Annotated in this window: 15 protein-coding genes and 1 riboswitch; of the genes, 12 read left to right on the forward strand and 3 right to left on the reverse strand. The window is 57.7% G+C overall.

Annotation, left to right across the window (positions count from 1 at the left end; genetic code table 11):
* Positions 1 to 315 (forward strand): transposase (locus tag ACFFIY_RS09835; protein WP_376837250.1); only part of this gene is annotated, 315 nt, incomplete at its 5' end.
* Positions 316 to 659: 344 nt separating this feature from the next.
* Positions 660 to 1,526 carry a KPN_02809 family neutral zinc metallopeptidase gene (gene ypfJ, locus ACFFIY_RS09840; protein ID WP_354198149.1) on the forward strand — a complete coding sequence of 289 codons (867 nt, stop codon included), beginning with the start codon at positions 660 to 662 and terminating at the stop codon, positions 1,524 to 1,526.
* Between the two features lie 51 nt (positions 1,527 to 1,577).
* Here ypfJ and ACFFIY_RS09845 read toward each other — a convergent pair whose 3' ends face one another.
* Positions 1,578 to 3,068, reverse strand: a complete 1,491-nt coding sequence (locus tag ACFFIY_RS09845; RefSeq protein WP_354198151.1) for a peptide MFS transporter — start codon at positions 3,066 to 3,068, stop codon at positions 1,578 to 1,580.
* Between the two features lie 445 nt (positions 3,069 to 3,513).
* On the opposite strand from ACFFIY_RS09845, the gene ACFFIY_RS09850 reads away from it, so the two are divergent.
* From ACFFIY_RS09850 to ACFFIY_RS09885, 8 genes are all read left to right on the forward strand, one after another.
* Positions 3,514 to 4,734 (forward strand): carboxylate--amine ligase, encoded by a 1,221-nt coding sequence (locus ACFFIY_RS09850; protein ID WP_354198153.1) that lies wholly within the window; start codon positions 3,514 to 3,516, stop codon positions 4,732 to 4,734.
* A gap of 58 nt (positions 4,735 to 4,792) precedes the next feature.
* The gene (locus tag ACFFIY_RS09855; protein WP_354198155.1) at positions 4,793 to 5,833 is read left to right on the forward strand and encodes a lipid II:glycine glycyltransferase FemX; all 1,041 of its coding nucleotides are present in this window, start codon (positions 4,793 to 4,795) and stop codon (positions 5,831 to 5,833) included.
* Positions 5,834 to 6,346: 513 nt separating this feature from the next.
* Complete coding sequence (cax, locus tag ACFFIY_RS09860; protein WP_354198157.1) at positions 6,347 to 7,417, forward strand: calcium/proton exchanger; 1,071 nt, start codon at positions 6,347 to 6,349, stop codon at positions 7,415 to 7,417.
* 118 nt (positions 7,418 to 7,535) lie between these two features.
* Positions 7,536 to 7,691 (forward strand): Fur-regulated basic protein FbpA, encoded by a 156-nt coding sequence (locus tag ACFFIY_RS09865; protein ID WP_354198159.1) that lies wholly within the window; start codon positions 7,536 to 7,538, stop codon positions 7,689 to 7,691.
* An 82-nt stretch (positions 7,692 to 7,773) separates the two neighbouring features.
* The gene (locus ACFFIY_RS09870; RefSeq protein WP_354198161.1) at positions 7,774 to 9,231 is read left to right on the forward strand and encodes an amidase family protein; all 1,458 of its coding nucleotides are present in this window, start codon (positions 7,774 to 7,776) and stop codon (positions 9,229 to 9,231) included.
* A 65-nt stretch (positions 9,232 to 9,296) separates the two neighbouring features.
* Complete coding sequence (cuyB, locus tag ACFFIY_RS09875; RefSeq protein WP_354198163.1) at positions 9,297 to 10,001, forward strand: cysteate racemase; 705 nt, start codon at positions 9,297 to 9,299, stop codon at positions 9,999 to 10,001.
* Between the two features lie 144 nt (positions 10,002 to 10,145).
* Positions 10,146 to 11,426: a DEAD/DEAH box helicase gene (locus tag ACFFIY_RS09880; protein WP_354198165.1), complete on the forward strand. Its 1,281-nt coding sequence runs from the start codon at positions 10,146 to 10,148 to the stop codon at positions 11,424 to 11,426.
* Entirely contained in the window at positions 11,426 to 12,406 is a 981-nt protein-coding gene (locus ACFFIY_RS09885) for an SGNH/GDSL hydrolase family protein (RefSeq protein WP_354198167.1), read from the forward strand. Before ACFFIY_RS09880 ends, ACFFIY_RS09885 begins: the two co-directional genes overlap by 1 nt.
* Before the next feature lie 28 nt (positions 12,407 to 12,434).
* Here the strand turns inward: ACFFIY_RS09885 and thiT are convergent, their stop codons facing one another.
* Complete coding sequence (thiT, locus tag ACFFIY_RS09890; protein WP_354198170.1) at positions 12,435 to 13,025, reverse strand: energy-coupled thiamine transporter ThiT; 591 nt, start codon at positions 13,023 to 13,025, stop codon at positions 12,435 to 12,437.
* An 84-nt stretch (positions 13,026 to 13,109) separates the two neighbouring features.
* Positions 13,110 to 13,216: riboswitch (TPP riboswitch) on the reverse strand.
* A 164-nt stretch (positions 13,217 to 13,380) separates the two neighbouring features.
* Between thiT and ACFFIY_RS09895 the strand changes: the two genes are divergently transcribed.
* Together ACFFIY_RS09895 and map are read left to right on the forward strand one after the other, a co-directional pair.
* Positions 13,381 to 13,722 (forward strand): magnetosome magnetite crystal formation protein family, encoded by a 342-nt coding sequence (locus ACFFIY_RS09895; protein ID WP_354198172.1) that lies wholly within the window; start codon positions 13,381 to 13,383, stop codon positions 13,720 to 13,722.
* A gap of 68 nt (positions 13,723 to 13,790) precedes the next feature.
* On the forward strand, positions 13,791 to 14,543 hold the full coding sequence (gene map, locus ACFFIY_RS09900; RefSeq protein WP_354198174.1) for a type I methionyl aminopeptidase: 753 nt from the start codon (positions 13,791 to 13,793) through the stop codon (positions 14,541 to 14,543).
* 68 nt (positions 14,544 to 14,611) lie between these two features.
* Here map and ACFFIY_RS09905 read toward each other — a convergent pair whose 3' ends face one another.
* Positions 14,612 to 15,358: a TspO-related membrane protein gene (locus tag ACFFIY_RS09905; RefSeq protein WP_354198176.1), complete on the reverse strand. Its 747-nt coding sequence runs from the start codon at positions 15,356 to 15,358 to the stop codon at positions 14,612 to 14,614.
* Between the last annotated feature and the right edge of the window lie 65 nt (positions 15,359 to 15,423).

Raw genomic sequence — 15,423 nt, forward strand, 5'->3', positions numbered from 1 at the left:
AAATGTGCGGGATGCCCTCTGTTAGCCCAGTGTACACAGAGCCGGAATCATGTAAAGGTCATCACCCGACATGTTTGGGAAGATTATCTTGACCAGGCGGAAGCACTGAGACTCACTCCGGAAAACAAGGAAATTTACGCAAGGCGGAAAGAGACCGTGGAACGCGGTTTTGGAGATGCCAAAGAAAAGTGTGGCATGCGATGGACAACCCTGCGCGGGGAAGCAAAAATGTCCATGCAGGCGATGCTTACTTATGCTGCGCTGAATTTAAAAAGATTGGCCTGCTGGACATGGAAAGCACCAAAACCGGCCTGACGGCCGCTCCTCCCTCAGGGGTTTTATGGGCAAGAACATGCGAAATATCCATTAAAATGACAAAACGACCCCAAAAGATTTCTTTTGGGTCCGTTTTGTCTACAGTCTGAACAAAAAAGCCGCCAAGTGCGGCTTTTTTGTTTTGAGCCGATAAAGATGACGCTTCTGCCGATAAAGATAGCGTTTTAACGGATAAAGATAAAGCTCCGCCGGATAAAGATAACGTTCCTTCAGATAAAGATACCGCTCGCCCCGACTGGATTTTTCTGCCGCGTCTTATTCTCCCGGGAATTTGGGTATAGGTAATCAGATGCAAGATCTGAGACGCAGGGAGGAACGCATTCATGAAGACAAGAGGGAGAAGAGGCAGTTCAAATATCGAGGACCGCCGCGGCCAAGGCCCCAGCGTGGGCGGCCCGATTGCGATCGGCGGCGGGGGGCTCGGCATCATCGGGATCATCCTCTTCCTGCTGCTCGGCGGTGATCCCGGCAGCCTTCTCGGCGGAGGGGATACCCCGACTTCCGGAGTTCAGCAGGGGGGTGGCGCAGGGTATGTCGAATCCGAACAGGAAGAAGAGCTGGCAGACTTCGTTTCTGTCGTGCTGGCCGATACGGAAGAAGTCTGGAGCGAGATTTTCCGGCAGGAGGGCATGAACTATGAAGATCCGACGATGGTTCTGTACACGGGAAGCGTTCAGTCCGCCTGCGGGCTCAGCAGTGCAGCCGTCGGTCCGTTTTATTGTCCGGGCGATCACAAACTCTACATCGACCTGAGTTTTTACAATGAATTGCAGACGCAGTTCCAGGCGCCGGGCGATTTTGCGATGGCCTATGTGATCGCCCATGAAGTCGGGCACCATGTCCAGACGCTGCTCGGCATCAGCGACGAGATGGCGAAAGTCCGTCAGCGGGTGAGCAGCGAGGAATACAACAAGTATTCGGTCGCGATGGAATTGCAGGCGGACTATCTCGCCGGCGTCTGGGCAAAACACGACGAGGAAAAAGGCTACCTGGATCCGGGTGACTTCGAGGAGGCGCTCCGGGCCGCGAGTGCGGTCGGCGACGACACAATCCAGCGCAGGGCGCGCGGTTACGCCGTGCCGGAGAGCTTCACGCACGGAACGTCGGAGCAGCGGATGTACTGGTTCAAGCGCGGTTATGAGTACGGTGACCTCGATCACGGCGACACCTTCACGGATCTGGGGCTCTGACAATGAAAAACCCGCGGCCGGCTTGAACCGGCAGCGGGTTTTTGGATGGATTCAGTTGGCGTCCTTCATGAAGCGCACGAGTTTCGGCGCGACGAGGAAGAGCAGGATGCCGAGAACGATCGACAGGCCGCCGATCGTGCCGAAGTACAGGGTTTCCGTATCCGGTGTGTTCAGCTTGACGATCTGTGCGTTGATCGCCTGGGCTGCGGCGTTCGACAGGAACCAGAGGCTCATCGTCTGTGCAGAGAATGCGGCAGGTGCAAGGCGCGTCGTGGCGGCGAGGCCGACCGGCGACAGGCAAAGCTCCCCGACGACGACGAGGAAATAGCTCAGCACGAGCCAGAGCGGATTGACGAGCGCGTCGGCGCCGCCGAGTTGGCCAGGCAGCAGGATGACGAGGAACGACAGACCTGCGAACAGGAGGCCGAACGAGAATTTTCTCGGAATCGACGGCTGGCGGTTGCCGAGTTTTACCCACAGCCATGCAAACACCGGCGCGAGCGTGATGATGAACAGCGGGTTCAGCGACTGGAACCAGGCCGGCGAGATATGGAAGCCGAACGCGTCCAGATCCGTCCGCTTGTCGGCAAACCGGGCGAGGATCGTGGAACCCTGCTCCTGGATCGCCCAGAACATGACTGATGCAATGAACAGCGGAATGTAGGCGAGAAGCCGCGACTGTTCGGCAGAAGTGGTTTTCGGACTGCGGTACATGACGATGAAGTATGCCGTCGGGATGAGGATCCCGAGAACACCGACGAGCGCGACGACGCCGTTGATCGTCACCCAGCCGTTTGGAATCATGATGGCGAGGGCGACCGCGAGGACGACGGCGCCGATGCCCGCATAAAGACCCCATTTTTTCTTCTCGGCAGGAGTGAGCGGGTTTGGAACCTGCGTTCCGGCGAGGCCGAGGTTTTTCTTCTTCGTGATGAGGAAGAGGACGAGCCCGATGAACATCCCGACAGCGGCAACGCCGAAGCCGAGGTGGAAGCTTTTCTTCATCAGTTCGCCGACAATCAGTGGCGAGATGAATGCACCGAGGTTGATCCCCATATAGAAGATGCTGAATCCGGCATCGAGGCGGTTATCGCCTTCCGGATAAATGTCGCCGACAATCGTCGAGACGTTCGGCTTCAGGAGACCGGTACCGATGACGATGAGGACCATTGAGATGAAGAACATCGTGAGCCTGCCCGGCATTGCAAGCGCGATGTGTCCGAGCATGATGAACACTCCGCCGAAGAACACGGCACGCGACGTTCCGAACACCCGGTCGGCAAGCCAGCCGCCGATGACCCCGGACATATATACGAGAGAACCATAGATGGACATGATCGACAGGGCAAGCGGCTCGCTGAGGCCGAGGCCGCCGTTTTTCACTTCGTAGTACATATAGAAGACGAGGATGGCCCTCATCCCGTAGTAAGAAAAGCGCTCCCAAAACTCCGTGAAGAACAGTGTAAACAGGCCCTTCGGATGGCCGAAGAATCCTCTTTGCGGGACACTTGCCGCAATTTCCTGTTTGGTCAGGCGTGACATTCGTGTAACCTCCTTTTAGATTTATTTATGATAACCCTTAACGTTTTCAATTGTCAAAAATAACTTTTACCAATTGATATATTGAGAATTACTCGTAAATTTAAACTTATTTACTATATGCAAATAACTTAAATAATCGGTTATTTAGGTTCGAAAGCCTCCACCCAAACTTGGTTCCAGACATGGAAAAACCCGTCGCGCATGCCGGGTTCCCGACCGTCTGCCGTTCTCGACAATCTTCAATGCCCGTTCGGCCCGTTTTCAAACGCTTCTGCGGTCCGCGAAGAGTGCCTTCAATGAAGGAACGGCACCGATTCCATTGGCACCGGGAATGCTCGGGAGGTGGTGGGCTGCCTTGACTTGACGTGCCCTCTGGGATAGACTGAAGGGTGATTTTGCGCGGCCGGAACAGCCGGCGCGGCGTGACGAGCGAAGGGGTTAAAACATGCCGAAAATGGACTTTTTGCCGGTCATCCTCGGATCGGACGACAATGCATACGGAATGGCGCGCGCCTTCCATGAACAATACGGGATCAAGAGCATCGTGGCGACGAAAGGCCATCTGCTTTCCACGATGCACAGCAAGATCATCGAAAAGCGGATCTTTGAGCGCTTCGACGAGCCTGAAACGTTTGCCGAAAGCCTTCTGACGCTGAAAGACGAACTGCTGGAGAAGGCGGACAAGCTCCTCCTCATCGCCAGCAATGAAAATTATGTGGAGCTGGCAGTCCGTGCACGGTCCGTTCTTGAGCCGCATTACATCCTGCCGTTCGTCTCCGAAGAAATGATGGACGACATCATCTTTAAGGAGAAATTTTATTCGATGTGCGAAGAGTACGGACTGGATTACCCCGGAACGGTCATTTTCAAGAAGGGCATGGATCCTGAAATGGAGCTGCCGTTTGATTTTCCGGCGGTCGTCAAGCCGTCCGACTCGATGCGTTATTTCAACGCCCAGTTCGAAGGAAAGAAAAAGGCTTATATCGTGGACAGCCGCGAGGAATTTGTCGATGCCATCGGCAAAATCTACGGGTCCACATACGACGGAACGCTTATCATCCAAGATTACATACCGGGCGACGACACGACTATGTACGTGCTGAACGCCTACTGCGACCGGAACGGAAAGGTCCGCATGATGTGCCTCGGCCATGTCGTGCTCGAAGACCCGACGCCGATTCTGATCGGCAACTACGTCGGCATCGTCGGCGACTCCAACCAGGAACTGTACGATCAATACAAGCGGTTCCTGGAAGCGATCGGGTTTACGGGCTTTGCGAACATTGACCTGAAATACGACCGCCGCGACGGCAAGTTCAAAATTTTCGAACTCAATATACGTCAGGGCAGAAGCTCGTTCTTCGTGACTGCGAACGGCTACAATATGGCGAAATATCTCGTCGAGGACCGTGTGTACCACCGGGACAACCCGGTCGTCTACGGAGACAATGAAGTTCTCTGGCACGGCATCCCGCTGAAAATCCTCGTGCAGTACACGACCGATCCGAAGCTGAAGTCGCAGGTCCGGCGCCTCATCAAGGAAGGCAAGACCGCCTCGACGCTCTATTACGACAAAGACATGACCCTCATCCGGAGGTTCAAGCTCTATTCCTACTATAAGACCTACCATCAGCGGTTTGCGCAGTACTTCAAACCGGAAGCATGATCCCGCCCTCCCGTGACGGCGGGATCATTTGCCGATGGAAACTGGAGGTATTCAAGCAGTGCCGATTTTAGATAAGACAGACAAGGAAATGACGGACCGTTATGAACGGTTCGTGGCCGCATCCCCGCATCGGGCTCTCACGCAGGATTTGGGGTGGGCGCATGTAAAAGACGACTGGGGCAATGCCCAAGTGTACGTCGAGCGTGACGGCGAGATTGCGGCGGCGATGTCGCTCCTCATCAAGAAAGTGCCGGGCGGATTTTCTCTTCTGTATGCGCCGCGCGGTCCGGTTTGTGATGTGACCGACAAGGCGCTGCTCGCGGAATTGATCGCCGAAGCGGATAAAGTGGCGAAGCAGCACAAGGCGTTCGCATTGAAGTTCGATCCCGAAGTACGGTTTTCGGATGAACTGGAGCAGCAGCTCACCGGCATGGGATTCAAGGTCCGCAACCGGGAAGCGGAGAAAGAAGCGCTCATCCAGCCGCGCTTGAACATGATCCTCTATTTCGATGACTGTGACGAAGAGTCGATCATGATGAAGTTCTCCAAAAAGTGCCGGAACATCATCCGCGGCGCCGTTAAAAAAGGCGTGACGGTAAGTTGGGGAGATGATGACCGCTATCTGGAAGACTTTTACCGGATCTACCGGACGATGGCCGAGCGCAACGAAATCACGACCCGCTCGATCGGCTACTTCAAGAAAATGCGGGAGGCTTTCGGAAAGAATCTGCGGATTTACATTGCCGAACATGAAGGAGACCAGCTTGCCGCCGGCCTCACGATCAACTACGGCGGCAAAATGTATTACTTGTACGCTGGAAGCACGAACGAAAAGCGCAACCTCAATCCGAACCACCTCATGAATTACGAAATGATCAAGTGGGGGATCTCCGAAGGTGCAGAGCAGTACGACTTCGGCGGGGTGTTTGAACTGAGCCCGAAAGACGGCCTGTATCTGTTCAAGAAAAGCTTCTGCGACAAAGACGGCCACACCGAATACATCGGCGAGGCCGACAAAGTGTACAAGCCGTTTCTGTACTCAATGTTCGTCCATGTGGTGCCGAAACTGCAGAAACTGAAGAAAAAGATGAGAAGTTGATAGAGCAAAAACGCCCCGCGGGATTTTCCCGGCCGGGGCGTTTTTTGTGGTTCCGGGAGCAGGGTGCCGGGCGGCTGTGCAGCTCCGGCCTTGGAATTAAATGTGCCATCATGCGTTAAAACAGCCAATCACAGATTCTCCGGTCCTCCGTTTGCCAGATTACACACAGCCGCAAGTGGGTATCTTTTTATAACGGACATTCCGCAAGAATCGCACTTAGCGGGGACGATTCGCACTTACAGGTGGGGATTCGCACTTAGCGCGTGGGAATCGCACTTACAGGTGGAGAATCGCACTTAGCGGGGGCGATTCGCACTTACAGGCGGGGAATCGCACTTAGAGAGGGCGATTCGCACTTACAGGTGAAGAATCGCACTTAGAGAGGGCGATTCGCACTTAGCGGGGGCGATTCGCACTTTCAGGTGGGGATTCGCACTTAGCGGGGGCGATTCGCACTTAGCGCGAGCAATTCGCACCATAAAAGGAAGCAGTTAAGGATTGGAGGGTCGCAGGATGAACAAAGTTTTTACAACCATCGTTTTTATCGGGGTTCCGCTCGTAATAGTAGGGTCCTTCCTTCACTGGTCGAGCCTCATGATGTTCATTCTTTGCTGTGTGAGCATCATCGGGCTGTCGGCGATCATGGGCAGGGCGACTGAATCGCTCGCGATCGTATCGGGGCCGCGGATCGGCGGGCTCCTCAACGCGACATTCGGGAATGCGGTCGAACTCATCATTTCCATCTTTTCATTGAAGGCGGGCCTGATCGGCATTGTGCTGGCATCACTGACAGGTTCGGTCATCGGGAATTTGCTGCTCGTTCTCGGGCTATCATTCTTCCTTGGCGGGCTGAAGCACAAACGCCAGAATTTCAGTCTCGTCGATGCGCGATACAACGCGGGCCTGCTCATCTTCGCCATCGTCGTGGCGTTCGTCATTCCGGAAATTTTCTCACAGGGGATGGGCGACCGGGGAACGATCAAGCTCAGCATCGGGATTGCGGTCATCATGATCGCGCTTTATCTGGCGGGCCTGTTTTTCAAGCTCGTCACGCACCGCGGGTTCTTCGCCGGTTCTGATAAATCGGCAAACGACCGGTCGGCAACGATAGAGGAGGAAGAGCCGGAATGGTCGAAGATGAAGTCGATCATCATCCTGCTCGTTGCCACGCTCGCCGTCGCATTCGTCTCAGAAAACCTCGTCCACACCTTTGAAGACATCGGCGCCCGTTTCGGCTGGTCGGAGCTCTTTATCGGGGTGATCATCGTTGCGGTTGTCGGGAACGCCGCCGAACACGCTTCGGCGCTGATGATGGCATTCAAGAACAAGATGGATGTCTCGGTCGAAATCGCGGTCGGGTCGACGCTCCAGGTGGCCATGTTCGTCGCGCCGGCGCTCGTGCTCGTGTCCCTTCTGATGCCGGAGCAGATGCCGCTCGTGTTCACCGTGCCGGAACTCGTTGCGATGATCACGGCCGCACTGCTCACAATCATGATTTCGATCGACGGCGAATCCAACTGGTTCGAGGGCCTGACGCTGATCGCCGCCTACCTCATCATGGGTATCGGGTTTTATTTCCTTTGACCGCTGACGGGCAAGCGGCGCCGGGGGGGAACTTTCATGGTTTCAATCCGTTCTATAAGGGAATAAATTGAGCGGGAAAGAAACAACGGAAACATGAACAACAAGGAGCAGACACACCATGAGGCAATTGCATGAAAGCCCGATGGACGAGAAAAAACAGGTGATCATCGACCGGCTCGTCGACGAGGGCGTATTCAAAATCGATGGAAAGCAACTTTATGAACTTCCCATTTACGCGTTGATCAAGGAATATACAGAACGCGACACCCATTAAGACCATTGCCGCCTGGCGGGGACCACCCGCCGGCCGGCATTTTTTAGATGATGTTATCTTATGGATGAGGCAGGGATCGGCGATGCACAATACGAAACTGGATCAACTCCGAAAAGAATGGCTCCCGGAAGCGGATATCCGCTCGATGCAGGATAAGATGGACGGGGGGGAATTGACCGCGGAAGAGCTGGTCACGATGTATCTGGCGGAGATTTCCGAGACCGACCGGAACATCAACTCAGTCCTTGAGGTGAATCCGGATGCGATGCAGATCGCACGGATGCTGGATTTTGAACGGAGACTGAACGGACCGCGTTCGGCGCTGCACGGGATTCCGGTTCTGCTGAAGGACAATATGGACACGGGCGACAAAATGCATACGAGTGCCGGATCGCTTGCGCTCAAAGACCATTATGCCGCCGAAGATGCGTTTCTCGTTCAAAAGCTGCGGGAAGCCGGGGCGGTCCTCCTCGGAAAGGCGAACATGACCGAGTGGGCGAACTTCATGTCGGACAAGATGACGAACGGATGGAGCTCGCGCGGAGGGCAGGTGAAAAGTCCTTACGGCCCGATTGACGTCGGCGGATCAAGTTCCGGATCGGCGGCCGCGGTTGCGGCAAACCTGGCAGCGGCATCCGCGGGCACGGAAACGACCGGTTCAATCATCGAGCCGGCTTCGCAGAACAGCCTCGTCGGCATCAAGCCGACCGTCGGCGCCATCAGCCGGACGGGGGTCATTCCGCTGTCGGTCACTCAGGACACGCCGGGCGCGTTCGGCAGGACGGTGGAAGATGCGCTGATTTTATTCCGCGGCATGACGGGCGTTGATCCGGAAGATCCGGTCACCGCACTGGGCGCCGTCTGGGACGGGACCGACTGGGACGCGGTGCTGGACACGAAAGCACTCAGCGGCGCCCGGATCGGAGTCGCCCGAAAGATTTTCGAGCGGGAGGCAGACACCGGGCTGAATGACCGGTTCGACCAGGCGCTTGAGGCGATCCGGGCATGCGGCGCTGAAGTGGTCGACGGCATCGACCTCGGCGTCATGGAGGATGACCTCGGCTACGATGTGCTTCTGCACGAATTCAAGGCTGCCCTGAACGCCTATCTTGGACGGACAGCCCCGGACAACCCGATCCGCACGCTCAAAGACATCATAGAATTCAATAATTGCCATCCGGAAGAAACGCTGAAGTTCGGCCAGAACATGCTGGAGGAGTCGGAGCGGACTTCCGGCACGCTCACCGAACGGAGCTATCTGGAGGCACTCGAGCGGAACCGCCATCTGGCCGCCGAGACGGCGCTTGAGTCCGCTTTCCGGAAGTACGAGATCAACGCGCTCGTATTTCCGAAAGACCACGGCTGCAGCTTCGGCGCGGCTGCCGGATATCCGGGAATCGCCGTGCCGTCGGGCGAGGGGGAAGGCGGCGAGCCGTTCGGCATCACGTTCTACGGCCGGGCGTTCTCAGAACCGCTTTTGATCGGATATGCATTTGCCTACGAGCAGCATGTGCATGGAAGAGTGAAGCCGGAACTCTGATGAACGGCCGGATATGCTATAATGGTCCATTGTAATGAAATCGGTTCACCAAAGGATTGGACAGCATGAATAAAAAGACATTGGGCATTCTCGGCGGCGTCGGCCCGCTCGCGACGATGTACATCGGCGAAATGATCGTCCGCCGCACCGATGCCGCATGTGACCAGGACCATGTCGACATGGTCATCACAAACAATACGAACATTCCCGACCGGACGGCGTACATCCTGGACCGCACGAAGCCGGATCCGGTTCCCGTGATCATCGCGGATACGGAGCGGCTGGCGGAGGCCGGGGCCGGACTCATCGCCATCCCGTGCAATACGGCGCACACGTTTTACGGAGATATCGTGAAAGCCTCCCCGGTGCCGGTGCTCAACATGATCGAGGAAACGGTCGCGCGGGCGGAGCGGGAAGGCGCCCGGATGCTCGGGATCCTCGCGACCGACGGGACCGTCGCCTCCGAAGTGTATCAGGCGGCCTGTCACCGGCGCGGCATCGAGCCCGTTCTTCCGTCGCCTGAGATCCAGCGGGACGTCATGTCGGTCATCTACGACAACATCAAGGCCGGACGCCCCGCGGACCGGGAAACGTGGGGCCGGATCGACCGCCACATGGCCGGCAGGGGTTGTGACCGGGTCATCCTCGGCTGCACCGAGCTGTCGGTCGTGAAACAGGAGCTCCATCTTGACGGCCGATATCTTGACTCGCTCCGCGTGCTCGCAGAAGCGGCGATCGAAGCCTGCGGTCACCGGCTGAAGCCTGAATAAAGACATTGTGCGGCCGGGCAGACCGAATGCCCGGCCGCTTTTTCGGCTTACCGGGAGAGGGATTGGCGGTTCCCGCGGTGAGAACGGCCCGCCCATATGCTAAAATGGACACAATCACAACGCAATCGAAACGGGGTATGACAGATGGGATTTCTGGAACGGCTGGATCCTGAACTAAAAGAGAAATGGACATTTGAGAGTGAGATGCCGATCCAGGCGAGGATGATTCCGGCGATGCTCGATGGCCGGGATGTTGTCGCCGAGTCCCCGACCGGATCGGGCAAGACGCTTGCCTATGTGATTCCGCTGCTGATGCTTGTCGACGGCGGCTCAAACCGGACGGAAGCGCTCATCATGGCGCCGTCCCAGGAACTGTGCATGCAAATCCTGGAAGTGCTGCGCAACTGGACGGAAGGCACGGATGTCACCGTGACCCAGCTCATCGGCGGCGCAAACAAGCAGCGCCAGATCGAGAAGCTCAAGAAAAAGCCGACGATCGTCGTCGGAACGCCGGGCCGGATCCGGGAACTGGCGAACGACCGCAAGCTGAAGATGCACGACATCCGGCATATCGTGCTGGACGAAGGCGATCAGCTGCTCGGCCGCGAAAACCGGTCGGACGTGAGGTCGCTCATCGATGCCGCGTCTCCCGACTGCCGGGTCTCGGTCGTTTCCGCGACGGTGACCGATGAAATCCGGCTCGTGGCGGACCGGTTCATGACGGATCCGCTTCATATCCGGGTGGAGGCAGGCGAAATGCCGGCACAAGGGAAGGTCGTCCATTCGTTCGTAAAAGTCGAAGAACGAGACAAGACCGACCTGATCCGCCGGCTGTCCCACCAGGAAAACGTGCACGCCCTCGCCTTCATCAATAACACCGACCAGCTGCTCATGAAAGAGTCAAAACTGAAATTTGACGACGCGCCGGTCGCCGTCCTTCACTCCGGCATGAACAAAATGGAGCGCAAACGGGCACTCGACGACTTCCGAGACGGAAAGGTCCGCATCCTCATCGCCACGGACGTGGCGGCACGGGGACTCGACATCAGCGGACTGTCTCACGTCATCCATATCGACGTGCCGCGCACCGCGGAGCAATACACCCACCGATCCGGACGCACGGGACGCGCCGGGGCGGACGGCGAAGTCCTCTCGCTCGTCTCTTATCCGGACGAAAAAACGTACCGGAAGCTGACGCGAGAACTGACGGGCAAGCCGCTCCAGAAAGTGTGGCACAAAGGCGCGCTCATCGAAGGGTCATCGAAAACGGCGCCTGCCGGCGGTAAAGCAGGCAAGGCGAAAACAGGCGGCCGGACGAATGCGAAGGCCGGCTCAAAGCCACAGTCGAAAGCGGACGGAAAGCCATCGGCGAAATCCGGCGGGAAGACAAAAGGGAAAACCGGCGGAAAACGGAGCGGGCAGTGATGAAAAAACTCGCGGCCGCACTGATTGCCGTTCTCCTCCTCATCCCGGCCGCCGGTCCGGCAAGCGCCGGCGGACGGGTCGTCTATGTGGCGCTCGGCGACTCGCTCGCCGCCGGCCAGACGCCGTCCCGCTCGATCGACGCCGGCTATTCAGACTTGATCGCGATGAAGCTGCAGCGCTACATCGGGCTCGCCTACTATTCAAAAGACCTGAGTTTCCCGGGCTTCACTACCCGCCAGGTGCTGGACCGCGTCCGTTCCGAAGAAGCGCAGCAACTGCTCGGACAGGCGAATCTGATCACCGTGTCGGCCGGGGCGAACGACCTGCTCGGGCTCATCCGGCATGACCCGGCGAACGGCACGCTTGCATTCGACCGCATCCCCGCCGACTTTGCACTGAACGGTGTGCGAAAAAACATGGGGGAGATCCTCCGTGAACTCGCCGTTCGCGCACCGCGAGCCAAGGTGTATGTCATGGGTTACTATTTCCCGTATCCGCATGTGAAGGAAAAGATGAAGGCGGGAACGCGTGAACAGCTTGACCGGCTCAACCTCATCCTGAAGCAGGAAGCGGAAGCGGCGGGTGCAGTCTTTGTCCCGGTTTCTGACCGGTTCGAAGGAGCGACGGCGGCAGCCTTCATCCCGAATCCGGCGGATGTTCATCCGTCCATCGAGGGCTACCGGCAAATGGCGAACGCCTTCTTCGACGCCTCGCCGTACCGGATGAGCATTTCGCCCTGGGAGCTCCCGCCGCCGAACCCGGTGTCTTTTGAAGACATGCAGAAACGCCTGGACGGGGAAGCCTCCGCATCGGACGGCCGCCGGGCAGCGGCGGAACGCCCGTCCGACGATCCCCGATATGAACACGCAGCCGGCATCCATGCCATCCTGCCCGAAACCTCCGGAAATCCGGGGGTTTTTTTGGTGGAATCCGCCACCAAACAAAAAACCCCGCCGATTGGGGGCGGGGGTCCATTCTGAACAGAGGCGGAAGGTTTAACCGGACCGCTTACCGGACAGACTGCAGCTTAAGCTGCTTGAGTTTGAGCAGGCGCGGTGCCGCCGTGAAGATGAGTGCATTCACGGCCGCCGTGAGGATGATCGACGGGATCATATAGCCGGCGTTGTAGACGATCGAGTACCACCAGACGTTTTCGCCGAGGTCGAGCGCCGTGGCGCCGAAGAACACGACACCCGACAGCACATGGCACACATAACGCAGGATCCCGCCGAGCACCGTGCCGGCGGAAATCGCCCAGATCATGGCCGTCTTGTTTCCCTTTTTCGCCGCAGCGGCGACGAGCGGGGCGAACAGGCCCGCGAACCCGATGACCGTATAGGCGGCCGGATAGTCGAGGAAGCCCTGGACAGGATGAATGATATAGGCGCCGGCGAACATCTGGAGCACCCCGAGGATGAGGCCGGTGAGCAGGCCGCCACCGAGTCCCCAGCGGAACGCCATCAGGATGATCGGCACCATCGTCAGGCTGATGGAACCGCCCTGGAACCAAAGTTTGATTGAAATCTGATCAAGCACGATTCCGATGGCGGAGAAGATCGCCACTTCGATCAGAAATTGGAGTCGGCTTCGCTGCTGCATGAGAAAATCCCCCTAATGTGATAGTCGCAAGATGGGGATGCAATCAAAAAAAGACATCCGGGACAGAACCGGACGCCTTCAGGCATCTTTTTCCATCCACATCCCTGCGCAAGAATGATCTTACAGGTTCGAAGAGTCTGGACCGTTGCCGTCCACTCTCAGCCGCGCCGGCGGCTCCCCTTGTGGTTTCAATATTCAGTATGGACGCCTTCAGTATAGTACATAAGATGGATGACTTCAAGCCCGGACAGGTTCTGCAGGGCCGGCCGGTCACCCTTTCCACTGGATTCCCGTACGCTAATACAGCCTTCCGAACCGGCAGAAAAACAACCGGACGCAAGAAAGGAGCCGCCTTATGGATCAGTCCCGCCTCTTGTCTTCACTCAACTATTTCAGTGTCATCTTCGCCCCGCTTTTGTTTCCGCTTGTCGTGTTCTTCGCATCGGGCGAGCCGTCCGTCCGGCGCCATGCGAAGCGGGCGTGTCTCATCCAGCTCATCCCGGCCGTGCCGTTCGCGGCCCTTCTTGCCATGACGGTTGCGGCGGCGAATGCATTCCGCCGGGCGCCGTTCACGGGAGAGTTGCCGACGGCCGGGCATGCGGGGATGCAGCTCGTGCTGGCGTTCTTGTTCGCGGGGGCGCAGGGGCTCGCTTTTCTTTGGTGTGTGTGGGCGGGAGTGCGGGCGCTGAGGAGCTGAGCGTTTTTTGCGGAGTCCGGTCTGTGGTATAGTGGAAGGTGGAAACCATAGAAGGAAGTGCTGAAAAGATGATCGCAAAAACGACAGAGGATTATGAGTCCCTCCGGAAAGCCGGCCGTGTGATGGCGGAAATCCGCGAGGCGCTGAAGGCGGCGACGAAGCCGGGTGTCACAACGAAGGAACTCGACGAAATTGCCGGCCGCATGTTTGATGAAGCGGGTGCGGTGTCCGGTCCGATGGGCGAGTATGATTTTCCGGGCTATACGTGCATCAGCGTGAATCACGTGGTCGCGCACGGGATTCCGGGGAATCATGCTCTCCAGGAAGGGGACATGATCAATATCGATGTCTCCGGCTCCCTGAACGGATATTTTGCGGATACGGGCATCTCGTTCGTCGTCGGGGCACCGGATGAGCGCAAGCAGAAGCTGTGCGACGTGGCGAAAAGCGCATTTGACCGGGCGATGACGAAAGTGAAGCCGGGCGGGCGCCTCAACGCGATCGGCAAGGCGGTCGAGCGTGAAGCGCGCGACCACGGGCTTCACGTGATCAAAAACCTGACCGGCCACGGTGTCGGACGTTCTCTTCACGAGCCGCCGGAACATGTGCTGAACTATTATGAGCGCTGGGACACGACGCTCCTGAAGGAAGGCATGGTGCTCGCGGTCGAACCGTTCATTTCGGAAAAGGCGGAGCACATCATCGAGGGCGGAGACGGCTGGGCGTTCATCACGCCGGACAAATCGCTCGTCGCCCAGATCGAGCACACGATCATCGTCACGAAGGACGGTCCTGAGCTCATCACGGAACTGGACGATTGATTGGAAATTGAATGAACGGAAAAACGGCCCCGGGAGGAATTCCCGAGGGCCGTTTTGAATGTATGGGTTTATTCGTTTTCGGCTGTTTCCAGTCGCTGGACCGGTTTTCGCATGTCAAGGAACGTCCAGACGACCGCCGTTCCTGCAAGAAACAGCGAGGCCGCCGTGACAAACGGTTCGTCCAGCAGATTGTGGAAGGCGACCATCGCCGCGTTCCAGGCGAAGACGAGTGCAAATGTCCGGTCCCCGTAATGATGGAGAAAGTGGAGTGCCACTGCCGCGGCGAACGTATTCGTAAGGATCGCCCAGAGCGGATCGCTCAGGCCAAAGCCGTTCCAGTCATGGAACTCCAGTGTATAGTGAACGATGGCGAGCAGGCAGAACAGGCTCCATGAAAACAGGGCGGAAACAGGGATCCGGCCGGCCGGCGAGTTGAGGCGGCGCGGATAGCTGAAATACAGGACCGCGAGCAGAAGGACCTGCAGCAGTCCGGCCAGAATGGCGGCGGAAAAGTGACCGTCCTGCCAGGCAACAAGCTTGGCAACCTGCGCCAGGCAAGTGCCGATGAATAATCCGGCCCGCAGATTCAGCAGGCCGGCTTCTTCGCCGCCTTTACGGAAGCGGAGCACCCAGAGGGCGAGAAGCGGATAGACGGCCAGCAGGAGGACCGCCGAGAACCGGGCCGGCATGAAAATGACCGGAAGCCGTCCGGCAATCTCGTCCGCCGGATGGCCGCCGGCCGGCATGAAGTAGCCCGCCGCCTGGAATCCGGCTGCGGCAAGCAGCGCGATTCCCATGAACAGTTGTCGGATCAATCATCTTCACCTCCTACTTAGAATAGTATACATGCGTTCGACGTCCCGTACGCCGGAAAGTGTGA

It is taken from the genome of Bhargavaea ullalensis (assembly GCF_042432615.1).
GTDB lineage: Bacteria > Bacillota > Bacilli > Bacillales_A > Planococcaceae > Bhargavaea > Bhargavaea ullalensis.

Bases quoted from the DNA above. Each gene is read 5' to 3' on its own strand.
- ypfJ (WP_354198149.1), top strand. From the start codon at position 660: ATGAAGACAAGAGGGAGAAGAGGCAGTTCAAATATCGAGGACCGCCGC.
- ACFFIY_RS09845 (WP_354198151.1), bottom strand. From the start codon at position 3,068: ATGTCACGCCTGACCAAACAGGAAATTGCGGCAAGTGTCCCGCAAAGA.
- ACFFIY_RS09850 (WP_354198153.1), top strand. From the start codon at position 3,514: ATGCCGAAAATGGACTTTTTGCCGGTCATCCTCGGATCGGACGACAAT.
- cax (WP_354198157.1), top strand. From the start codon at position 6,347: ATGAACAAAGTTTTTACAACCATCGTTTTTATCGGGGTTCCGCTCGTA.
- ACFFIY_RS09865 (WP_354198159.1), top strand. From the start codon at position 7,536: ATGAGGCAATTGCATGAAAGCCCGATGGACGAGAAAAAACAGGTGATC.
- ACFFIY_RS09870 (WP_354198161.1), top strand. From the start codon at position 7,774: ATGCACAATACGAAACTGGATCAACTCCGAAAAGAATGGCTCCCGGAA.
- cuyB (WP_354198163.1), top strand. From the start codon at position 9,297: ATGAATAAAAAGACATTGGGCATTCTCGGCGGCGTCGGCCCGCTCGCG.
- ACFFIY_RS09880 (WP_354198165.1), top strand. From the start codon at position 10,146: ATGGGATTTCTGGAACGGCTGGATCCTGAACTAAAAGAGAAATGGACA.
- ACFFIY_RS09885 (WP_354198167.1), top strand. From the start codon at position 11,426: ATGAAAAAACTCGCGGCCGCACTGATTGCCGTTCTCCTCCTCATCCCG.
- thiT (WP_354198170.1), bottom strand. From the start codon at position 13,025: ATGCAGCAGCGAAGCCGACTCCAATTTCTGATCGAAGTGGCGATCTTC.
- ACFFIY_RS09895 (WP_354198172.1), top strand. From the start codon at position 13,381: ATGGATCAGTCCCGCCTCTTGTCTTCACTCAACTATTTCAGTGTCATC.
- map (WP_354198174.1), top strand. From the start codon at position 13,791: ATGATCGCAAAAACGACAGAGGATTATGAGTCCCTCCGGAAAGCCGGC.